A 9,603-nucleotide genomic window follows, 5' to 3' on the forward strand; every position below is an offset into this window, starting at 1 on the left:
TCTGCTTGTGTGCTTTTTACACGTCGGTCTCGATATGTAGCTAAAACTGAAGGGTCTCGTTCTCCGGCGATGATTGCTTGGATAATTTTGAGTCCTGTCACACCTGTGATGTCGCTTAAGACTTGATGTAAATGCAGGTTCATCTCGGATAGGGCTTTCTGCATTCGTTGGATATGAGTACTACTACTACGAATCAGATTATCCCGTTGACGTATGTAGCTGCGTAGCACGCATACTTGGTCATCCGGTCGAAACGAGCCTGATAATAAGCCGTAGGTATGTAATTGTTGTATCCATTGGCAGTCAAGTACATCGCTTTTGCGTCCCGGCACTGTTTTGATAAAGTGGGCATTTACTAGCTTTACTTCAAACCCTTTGGTTTCTAGTATTTGAAACACTGGTATCCAGTAAACTCCTGTCGATTCCATTGCTACGGTTGTGATTCCACACTCCTTTAACCAGTCTGCTAAGGCATGTAAATCCGATGTAAAACAGCTAAAACATCTTACGTGTTCTTCGTCTCGTCCTGCTGGTATACTGACCCAATGTTCAGATCCTCCAATATCAATTCCTGCTGCGTTTAGATTTATTTGTGCCAATTCTTCGATATTTTTGAATTGGATTTTTTTACCTTTTGCACGCTTTCGTTGATTTTGCTGCCTTGACATCCTGAAGAACCATTTATTTATTCAAGAGTGAAAGTGTATCCTGACCTGGACTGCGAGAAATATGTAATTCTTCTAAACGGGATAGTACGCTTAATTCAGCTCCTTCACCAATATTCTGTTCGCTATAGCCCAGAACCACGCTCACAAACGGGCAATAAAGCACCATTGAAAATTCGGTTTTAACTGTCAGGGTACTTTTTGAGGATACCGTGCTTTTTATCCCTGTGAATTTAGTTTCTTTTATATTTGTGGAGGGGAAACGAAGTCCCTCCTCAACCGCTCACAAGAAAAAAAGAATACGGTAACGAAACTGCTGAAAAATATATTGAGTGGTTTCTACCTTTTGCCTATGAATTTAAAAGAGTACTGGCAGATAATGGCTCATTCGTACTCGATTTAGGTGGTGCTTACCTTCCTGGTAATCCCGTGCGGAGTATCTACCAATACGAACTTTTAGTCAGATTATGCAAGGAAGTAGGTTTCTTTCTTGCTCAAGAATTTTACCACTATAATCCGGCTCGACTGCCAACCCCTGCTGAGTGGGTAACAATCAGGCGGATTCGTGTTAAAGATTCTGTAAATACAGTTTGGTGGTTGTCTAAGACACCGAATCCTAAAGCAGATAACAGAAAAGTTTTAAAGCCTTATAGCCAAAGTATGAAACAATTACTCAAAAATGGTTATAAGGCTAAAATACGTCCTAGTGGACATGATATTTCTGATAAATTTCAAAAAGATAACCAAGGTGCAATTCCGCCAAACCTGCTAGAAATTGCTAATACTGAATCGAATAGTGCTTATTTACGACGCTGTAAAGCAGCAGAAATTAGACCCCATCCAGCACGTTTTCCTCAGGGGTTTGCCGAGTTCTTCATCAAATTCTTAACTGATGAAGGTGATATGGTTTTAGATCCATTTGCAGGTTCTAACACAAGTGGGTTTGTTGCACAGACTCTGCAACGCCGATGGATATCTTTTGAAATTAACGAGGATTATGTGATGGGAAGCCGTTATCGATTTAGTCAATAAACATATTAGGTAAATAGTCAGGACTGAGGAGTTAAAACTTATAAATTTTAACTCCTAACTCATAACTACTCACTTAAATCTCTCCATTCACCTGCATTTGATGAACTTGATCTGCTAGCTCTTGACGACCTTGATCATCTAGTTTGTCAATAGCTAACATTCCCATAAGAATAACTTCTTTCAGGGTTAAACGTGTCGAATGTGCCTGTTTTTGCACAATCTCTTTAATAATGGGACTGACACCAATCGCTGTACTAGCTCTAGCCACGGAAGAAAATAAAAACACTAATGATTCAGCCTAAATCTTAGCACTTCCCATCAAGTTATTTTCTATAGTTAAAACTTAATTTAAATGTGTTTCAACTCATACTTCAATCAGTAAACATTAATTTTAAATTAGGTATGTAGAGAATAACGGTTCTAAGTGCAGGGAACTGTCCCATAACTAGACGATTGATACCAAACCTCAATTATCCCATCAAAGGTAAGAGCCTACTTTTGAATGAAAATAAATTTAACTTTTATGACTCCAGGATAACAGGTATACTGTCTAACAGCGCTAGAGAACGCTCTAAATTTATCCCAAACCTTTTTGATTGAGGGTCTAACCTCTTTTTTGAGAGAGTCTCAAACTCTTAGTATGCTGAACTAGATACTTGCTCAGAAATTAAAAAGCTATCGCCTCTTGAACTAGCAAATTCTCATGCGATCGCCACAATTAACTGACATTTGTAAACCTGAAATTAAATGGTTATTTATTATATTAGCAACGGCAAAAGCAAAAACCTCTTTCCTGACATACTCAAAAATCACCTACTAATTGCCGAGTTCGTAGACACTTGCAATATTTGTGGCAACTGAGTTATAAAAAATAGTCGGCTTGTGAAAATAGGGCTTTCAGCATAACTATCCTCACAAATAAGGCTTGCATACCACCGAAAAAACCGTAATTTAAAGAGATCGTAAATTGTCCAATATAATCTCGTTAATACGCTTTACAGAACTATACAGAGTAAATAAGAATAATAACTTAACCGAAGTAAAATTTTCCTGAATACAGGCAAATAATGCTGTCATAGGGAAAAGCAGTGAGTAGTAGAGGAGAGACAAAGCGATGAGGGACCCTTATCTGTTGGCAGCAGGCTTGTTAACAGGATTAGCAATACCAGCATCGGCTCTTCCACATTTGTCAATTGTCCTGCCAGAAAATTCTAGATTCCTGTGGGATTTAAACCAAGGTTCGCAGACAATAGTAAGTAAGCAAATCATCCCCAGTGTTGATCTCTCCTTATCAGAACTCAGCAGCCAAGCGTTCCAACCCCTAAAAAGTTCGCAGCCAACAGCAGGTGAGCCAAATATCGACAGCGTTGATATCTCCTTACCAGAAGTCAGTAGTCAGGCATTACCAGCCTCAACAGAGTCATCACTCAATCCCAGCGCTCAAACAGCTGGTTTCTCATTGATATCTGGCAATCACCTTTACTACCAAAGATTGGCGGCTTTGAAAACAGGTCAGATTTATACGCGCGTAAATAGTGATAATTTGCAATCTTTGTGGGAGTCGATTAAGAAGCGTCAATTAACTTATGATGACTGGAAAAGTTTACTAGCTTTAGAAGCTAGAGCGATCGCTCAGGGGCAAGGTGCAAATCATCTAAGTATCTTAATTGGTGATTCTTTAAGCATGTGGTTTCCTAGAGAAAAACTGCCTGCTGGAAAATTGTGGCTGAATCAAGGCATATCTGGAGATACTTCCAGTGGCGTTTTAAAAAGATTAGGGGCATTTTCGACAACGCGGCCGGATGTGATTTATATCATGGCTGGGATTAACGACTTACGTAAAGGTGCTAGTGATCAAGCTATTTTGCGTAATTATCGGCGGATAGTCCGTCAGTTACGGCAGGCTCACCCAAAAGCTCAAATCATTGTCCAATCCATTTTACCTACTCGCCAAGCAAATCTTTCCAATAGCCGTATTCGTCACATCAACACACAACTAACCCAGATTGCCAAACAAGAAGGTGCTAATTATCTAAATATTTATAGCTGGTTTACAGATATGGAAGGCAATTTGCGCCCAGAGTTGACCACAGATGGGCTGCACCTGTCTCAAGAGGGTTATGATGTATGGCGGTTGGCACTACAGCAAATAGAATACAAGCTGACTCAACTTGAAAATTGAGCGATCGCTACGCCAACACCGACGCTTGGAGCGATCGCATCACCATCAGTTATGAAATTGCCTAGACAGGCACTATTTAGTAGCCTGTAAATATTAATATTTGTAATTTCAATAGTAAATTTGCGGAAGTTCCCCATAAGGGAATGAAATTAAGCCTGTGCAGCTCGCTCACAGAAATCAGCAATTTCTACAACGGGCTATGCCTACGTACTTAGTATAAAAACAAGGGATAATATCATGGAAAACCGTCTGGAAGTGCAAAACATTCAAGGCGACGAATTGTTTATGGAGCTAACCCCAGAAGAGCTAGAAGAACTCCAAGAGTTGAAAGGAGGAGGATTACCTTACCCACCAGGCTCTTTTCCTCTTGGGATTGTCACCCCGGAACTAGGAAGACTACCTTTAGACCTACCAGACTCTTTTCGTCCTTTTCCTCTTGGGATTGTCACCCCGGAACTAGGAAGACTACTTTAACCATAAGACTTGAACCATGTCCATCATCTGATCGGTGATTCTTTTCCTCTTAGGATTTTCATCCCGGTACTAAAAGAGTAATTGGAGTTAGTAAGCATATGGCACCTACTGGAAACTTTAACCGCATTCTGCAAATCCACCCGTCCAGACGGTGCAATCTGCGCTGTCTCCATTGTTACTCTTCTTCTGGGCCAGAGGAGCGTGACCAACTCAGTGTCCCGCTCCTTTTACAAGCAATTACCGATGCAAGTGAACAAGGGTATACCATCGCCAGCTTTTCAGGAGGAGAACCCCTTGTCTACAAACCTCTGCCGGAACTGCTAAAACAAGCTCATCAATGCCAGATGCATACAACGGTTACTTCCAACGGCATACTCTTAGACGAGCGACACATCGAGCAGTTGACTGGAGCGGTTGATTTACTTGCCATTAGTCTTGATGGAATGCCAGCCTCCCATAACCGTATGCGTTCTTCCGAGCAAGCTTTTGAAAAAATGGCGGCTCGACTAGAAGGGGTTCGCCAATCAGGTATTCCATTCGGGTTTATTTTTACACTCACAAAACAAAATTTTCGAGAGTTAGACTGGGTTGCAAATTTTGCCTTGGAGCAAGGGGCGAAATTATTGCAGATTCATCCACTTGCAGAAGTCGGACATGCTACCCAAAGCCTCATGGGATATAGACCCAATACCAGCATCTTATCCTATGCTTACCTAAAAGCTACGCGTTTGCGAGAAGCTTTTGGTGAAAAGCTGTTTGTTCATATTGATTTAACTCACCAAGATTTGCTGCGTTCAAATCCTGGTAGCTTTTTTGCAGACGAATCGTTCATAAATGAGCAAGAGTACAGCTTTGCTAATCTTATATCGCCCCTAATTATCGAAGCAGATGGGACAGTCGTGCCAATGCAACATGGTTTTGACCGCAATTATGCTCTAGGAAATCTTAATGAGGCATCTTTGGGTGAACTTACTAAGCATTGGCGTCAAGAGCGCTACCCCGCTTTTCGAGAACTCTGCCAACACGTTTATCAAGAGCTAACAGCACCTGCTGATCTGCCGATTACGGATTGGTATGAGACGCTGATGCAGTTGGCCAAAACCAGTGAGGCAGATAAAAAAAGCACAACCGTATCTACAGTCCAGGAAAATGCTATAGTTTAACGTCCAAAGCTTCCCGATTTAAAACCTGATTCAACTTACCACTGCGATAACCTTCTAAATCTAAGGTTACGTAGATAAATCCAAAATCTTGAAATGCAGAAACTAATGTTTGTAAATCGTTAGTCAATACAAACTCTTTAATTTGTTCTGGTGGTAATTCAATACGTGCTGTATCCCCTTCCGATCGCACGCGCAAATTCTGCCAACCTAGCTTTCTTAAGAAAATTTCTCCTCTACCCACTCGTTGCAACTTAGCTACAGTAATCTCTTCACCGTAGGGAAACCGGGAACTGAGGCAAGGTTGAGCAGGCTTATCCCACCAAGGTAAACCGAGTTGTTGTGAAAGTTGGCGAACTTCAACTTTGGTAACACCGACTTCTGCTAAAGGCGATCGCGCCCCTCTTTCTTTCGCTGCCTGAATTCCTGGGCGATAATCATGCAAATCATCGGCATTTACCCCATCCACTACATAGGGATAACCCAACTCTAAAGCTAAAGGTTTGAGAGTGTCGTGCAACTCACTTTTACAAAAATAGCAGCGATTAACAGGGTTAGAAGTGTAATTGGGATTTTCCATCTCGTGAGTCTGGACAATTTTATGAGGAATCCCAATAGTTGCAGCTTGAATTTTGGCGTCTTCCAACTCTTCTGGCAGCAGCGAAGGAGAAACAGCCGTAACAGCCAAGGCGCGATCGCCCAAGGCATCATAAGCAATTTTGGCAACCAAAGTACTATCAACGCCTCCAGAGTAGGCAATCAACGCCTGCTCCATTTCTTGAAATAAGGCTTTTAATTGCTCAAATTTTTCTTTCAGCATCATTTCCCAATCCTGCCCAAACCCGATAGCACCCAACAAATTCCATTGTAGTCATTTCCTTCTACTCTTCTGTTGTTGGCGGTTTGCTGTACTTGGCCACCAGACTGGCTAAAAGTGGTAAATCAATTGGTTTAGAAATATAGTCATTTACTCCAGTTGCTAGACAAGTTTCGCGATCGCCTTTCATCGCCATTGCTGTTTGAACAATTATCGGAATCGACCGATATTGCCGATTTTCTCGCAGCTGTTGTACCAAGTTAAGGCCATTTCCATCTGCCAGATGAACATCCATTAAAATCACCACTGGGTTTAACTGTGCCAAAGCTTCCCACATCTCGGCAGCATTCTTAACCCAAGTCACCTGATATCCCAATTTATGTAGATAAATTTGCATCAAATTACCGTTAGGTAAGTCATTTTCTACCAGCAAAATATCTACAGAAGAACTAGGGGTGAAAGGCAAAGGAGATGAAGAAAATTTTGCTTCCCCTGCTTCCTCTGCCTCCCCTGCCTCCCCTGCTCCCTTATCTTGCTTAAAGGGAAGTACAAGGGTAAAACGGGAACCGCAATTTACTTCAGATTCTACTTTCACGGAACCACCGTGAATTTGGGCGAGTTTCCGAGTCACTGCTAAACCCAAACCAGTACCTTCACCACCAGCAGCGACAGCCTTGGCAATTTGGAAATAGGGTTCAAACAGTTGAGCCTGGTCTTCTTGGGAAATACCAGTGCCAGTATCCCAAACTGTAAAATACACAAATAGACCTTTGGGAGCAACCTCTAAGCCAACACTTCCTGTACTGGTGAATTTTAGGGCATTGAAGAGTAAATTCAACAGCATTTGCTTGAGACGTAACGGGTCAGCTACTAGGGTTTTAATATCGGGGTCAAGTTCTAGACGGAGTTTCAAACCCTTATTTGCGGCTTTTTCCTTCACCAGTGCGAAAACATTGCTACATAGCATTGGCACATCAATTGTTTCCCACTGCACTTCTAGCTGATTTGCTTCAATTTTAGAGAGATCCAAAATATCATTAATCAGAGCTAGCAAGTGCTTGCCGCTAGACTGAATGATATTTAAATACTCTTGCTGGCGTTCTTTAGTTGGTTCATACCCTTGGGCTAAGAGCAGGTGGGTAAACCCAATAATAGAACTAAGGGGTGTGCGAATTTCGTGGCTGGTGTTTGCCAGAAACTGATTTTTGAGTTGATTGGTGCGCTCCAATTCTAGATTAGAGTTACTTAACTGTTGATACCGTTCCTGCCAATACAGGATCTGTCTAAGTTGTACCAAGGCTGTAGTACAGTGTTTAGCAGACCTTGCCATGAATTCTGATCTGAGTTGAGCTTGTGATTTTATGAGCGACTCACGATCAGAGCTTAGGGGTGCTGTGGCGATAATTAGCCAGCCCATGACGTTGCCAGAATCATCAGCTAACCGCCAAGCGCTTGGTGTTTTTTGATTCTCAAGCTGCTGCAAATCTTCAATTTCTATAACCTCTTGCAATCTCAAGAGAGGTTGTGAGTTTGAGGATGGAGAACAAGAAACATAGCAAACTGTGGCAACAGTTTTTTGTGGTTGAAACAGAGCGATGCCTACGGCACAATCTGTAAACGCCAAATTACTGCTGTTCACGGCACTGTTAATCTGGTTGACCACAATTTGGAGAATTTCTGCTTCTGCGGCTTCTGCCTGTGGGACAGTGTTACAAGCAGAAAGCAGGCAATCATTAAGGCGACTTTGCAACTGGTTCAAGCTGCTCTCCAGCCACAACTTGGCGCGAAGTTGCTGAATTGTTGTCAAAAGTTTTGGCGTTGCATCTATCTGTGAGTTCTGGTCTGATAAGCTTGAGTACTGCTGCATGGTCAACTAGACCGCTGAACAAGTTTAGCTTCACATAAAAATCCGATAGGGATTTTATGTATATTAGCGGACAATTCTTTTTTATTTATAAACCATAACTTATGTTGTTATAAACCATAACTTATGATGTTGAATTTAGCAGCTAGTCCAAAAAAATTATTATATAAACCACTGACTTAAAATTTTATAAAACAACTTAAGGCTTATGGATACACAATTTGCCCAACTAATCGTTAATGGGATTGCGGTAGGAAGCATTATTGCTCTAGCCGCAGTTGGACTCACTCTTACCTACGGAATTTTACGGTTATCTAACTTTGCTCATGGTGACTTTCTCACTTTAGGAGCCTATCTGACTTGGCTGATAAACACTATTGGAGTCAATATTTGGTTGTCGATGATCCTGGCGGCGGCGGGAACAGTAGCAGCAATGCTGTTATCGGAAAAGTTACTGTGGTCAAAGATGCGCTCTATCCGTGCTACTTCCACTACGCTGATTATTATTTCTATTGGACTTGCCTTATTTCTTCGCAATGGGATTATTTTTATCTGGGGTGGCAAGAACCAAAATTATGATTTACCTGTTACGCCAGCTTTAGAAATTTTTGGTTTAAGGGTGCCGCAAAATCAATTATTGGTATTGGGTTTGGCGGTGTTAGCAATTTTGGCACTGCATTACCTGCTGCAAAATACCAAAATTGGCAAAGCGATGCGAGCAGTGGCTGACGATCTGGACTTAGCCAGAGTTTCAGGTATCAATGTTGACCGAGTGATTTTCTGGACTTGGGTAATTGCTGGCACGCTTACGTCATTGGGCGGCAGTATGTATGGGCTAATTACAGCCGTACGTCCAAATATGGGATGGTTTTTAATTTTACCGTTGTTTGCCTCAGTGATTCTTGGCGGGATTGGCAACCCTTACGGTGCGATCGCAGCAGCTTTTATTATTGGCATTGTCCAAGAAATCAGCACCCCTTGGCTGGGTTCACAGTACAAACAGGGTATCGCACTGTTGATCATGATTTTGGTGCTGCTCATTCGTCCCAAAGGGTTATTCAAAGGAACGATTTGAGCAGCACCACTCCACTTCTAATTATTCAATAATGTGGAAATACCAGGCTGCTACCAGGAAATTGATAGCTAACAAGAATATTGCCCAGCCTGTGCGATAGGCGTAGGGAGGTTTAGCTCCACTGTCGGCAACTGGTAAATCTGCAGGATTCTTCGTTGTTTTAGCGGTCATAATCCGATTCTCCTAATGTCATGACTTTTTAAGAAATACCAAACTGGCGTACCAAATACCCAAATTCTTTAAGAATATTTGTGTGAAGTTGGGAATTGGGGATTGGGGATTGGGGAATGGGGAATGGGGAATGGGGAATGGGGAATGGGGAATGGGGAATGGG

General features: G+C 41.9%; 11 protein-coding genes. 5 read left to right on the top strand and 6 right to left on the bottom strand.

Annotated features, from left to right (window positions below):
- Positions 1-668 (bottom strand): IS110 family transposase (locus tag VB740_RS15325; RefSeq protein ID WP_323200842.1); only part of this gene is annotated, 668 nt, incomplete at its 3' end.
- 246 nt (positions 669-914) lie between these two features.
- Between VB740_RS15325 and VB740_RS15330 the strand changes: the two genes are divergently transcribed.
- The gene (locus VB740_RS15330) at positions 915-1,697 is read left to right on the top strand and encodes a site-specific DNA-methyltransferase (protein ID WP_323200843.1); all 783 of its coding nucleotides are present in this window, start codon (positions 915-917) and stop codon (positions 1,695-1,697) included.
- Between the two features lie 73 nt (positions 1,698-1,770).
- On the opposite strand, the gene VB740_RS15335 is transcribed toward VB740_RS15330, so the two are convergent.
- Positions 1,771-1,983 (bottom strand): hypothetical protein, encoded by a 213-nt coding sequence (locus VB740_RS15335; protein WP_323200844.1) that lies wholly within the window; start codon positions 1,981-1,983, stop codon positions 1,771-1,773.
- 828 nt (positions 1,984-2,811) lie between these two features.
- Here VB740_RS15335 and VB740_RS15340 point away from each other — a divergent pair.
- The gene (locus VB740_RS15340; RefSeq protein ID WP_323200845.1) at positions 2,812-3,879 is read left to right on the top strand and encodes an SGNH/GDSL hydrolase family protein; all 1,068 of its coding nucleotides are present in this window, start codon (positions 2,812-2,814) and stop codon (positions 3,877-3,879) included.
- On the opposite strand, the gene VB740_RS15345 is transcribed toward VB740_RS15340, so the two are convergent.
- Complete coding sequence (locus VB740_RS15345) at positions 3,864-4,016, bottom strand: hypothetical protein (RefSeq protein ID WP_323200846.1); 153 nt, start codon at positions 4,014-4,016, stop codon at positions 3,864-3,866. The two genes, VB740_RS15340 and VB740_RS15345, sit on opposite strands and share 16 nt — an antisense overlap.
- 100 nt (positions 4,017-4,116) lie before the next feature.
- Between VB740_RS15345 and VB740_RS15350 the strand changes: the two genes are divergently transcribed.
- Positions 4,117-4,353, top strand: a complete 237-nt coding sequence (locus tag VB740_RS15350; RefSeq protein ID WP_323200847.1) for a hypothetical protein — start codon at positions 4,117-4,119, stop codon at positions 4,351-4,353.
- Positions 4,354-4,451: 98 nt separating this feature from the next.
- Positions 4,452-5,516, top strand: coding sequence for a radical SAM protein (locus VB740_RS15355; RefSeq protein WP_323200848.1), 1,065 nt, complete (start codon positions 4,452-4,454; stop codon positions 5,514-5,516).
- On the opposite strand, the gene larE is transcribed toward VB740_RS15355, so the two are convergent.
- Both larE and hrmK read right to left on the bottom strand, forming a co-directional pair.
- The gene (gene larE / locus VB740_RS15360; RefSeq protein ID WP_323200852.1) at positions 5,506-6,333 is read right to left on the bottom strand and encodes an ATP-dependent sacrificial sulfur transferase LarE; all 828 of its coding nucleotides are present in this window, start codon (positions 6,331-6,333) and stop codon (positions 5,506-5,508) included. The genes VB740_RS15355 and larE overlap by 11 nt on opposite strands.
- A 61-nt stretch (positions 6,334-6,394) precedes the next feature.
- Positions 6,395-8,197, bottom strand: a complete 1,803-nt coding sequence (gene hrmK, locus VB740_RS15365; protein ID WP_323200849.1) for a hybrid histidine kinase/response regulator HrmK — start codon at positions 8,195-8,197, stop codon at positions 6,395-6,397.
- 205 nt (positions 8,198-8,402) lie between these two features.
- On the opposite strand from hrmK, the gene VB740_RS15370 reads away from it, so the two are divergent.
- A complete protein-coding gene (locus VB740_RS15370) occupies positions 8,403-9,269 on the top strand; it encodes a branched-chain amino acid ABC transporter permease (protein WP_323200850.1) in 867 nt (288 codons plus the stop codon).
- A 21-nt stretch (positions 9,270-9,290) separates the two neighbouring features.
- Here the strand turns inward: VB740_RS15370 and VB740_RS15375 are convergent, their stop codons facing one another.
- The gene (locus tag VB740_RS15375) at positions 9,291-9,440 is read right to left on the bottom strand and encodes a photosystem I protein PsaX (RefSeq protein WP_323200851.1); all 150 of its coding nucleotides are present in this window, start codon (positions 9,438-9,440) and stop codon (positions 9,291-9,293) included.
- Between the last annotated feature and the right edge of the window lie 163 nt (positions 9,441-9,603).

This window comes from Nostoc sp. UHCC 0251, assembly GCF_034932245.1.
Taxonomy (GTDB): Bacteria; Cyanobacteriota; Cyanobacteriia; order Cyanobacteriales; family Nostocaceae; genus Nostoc.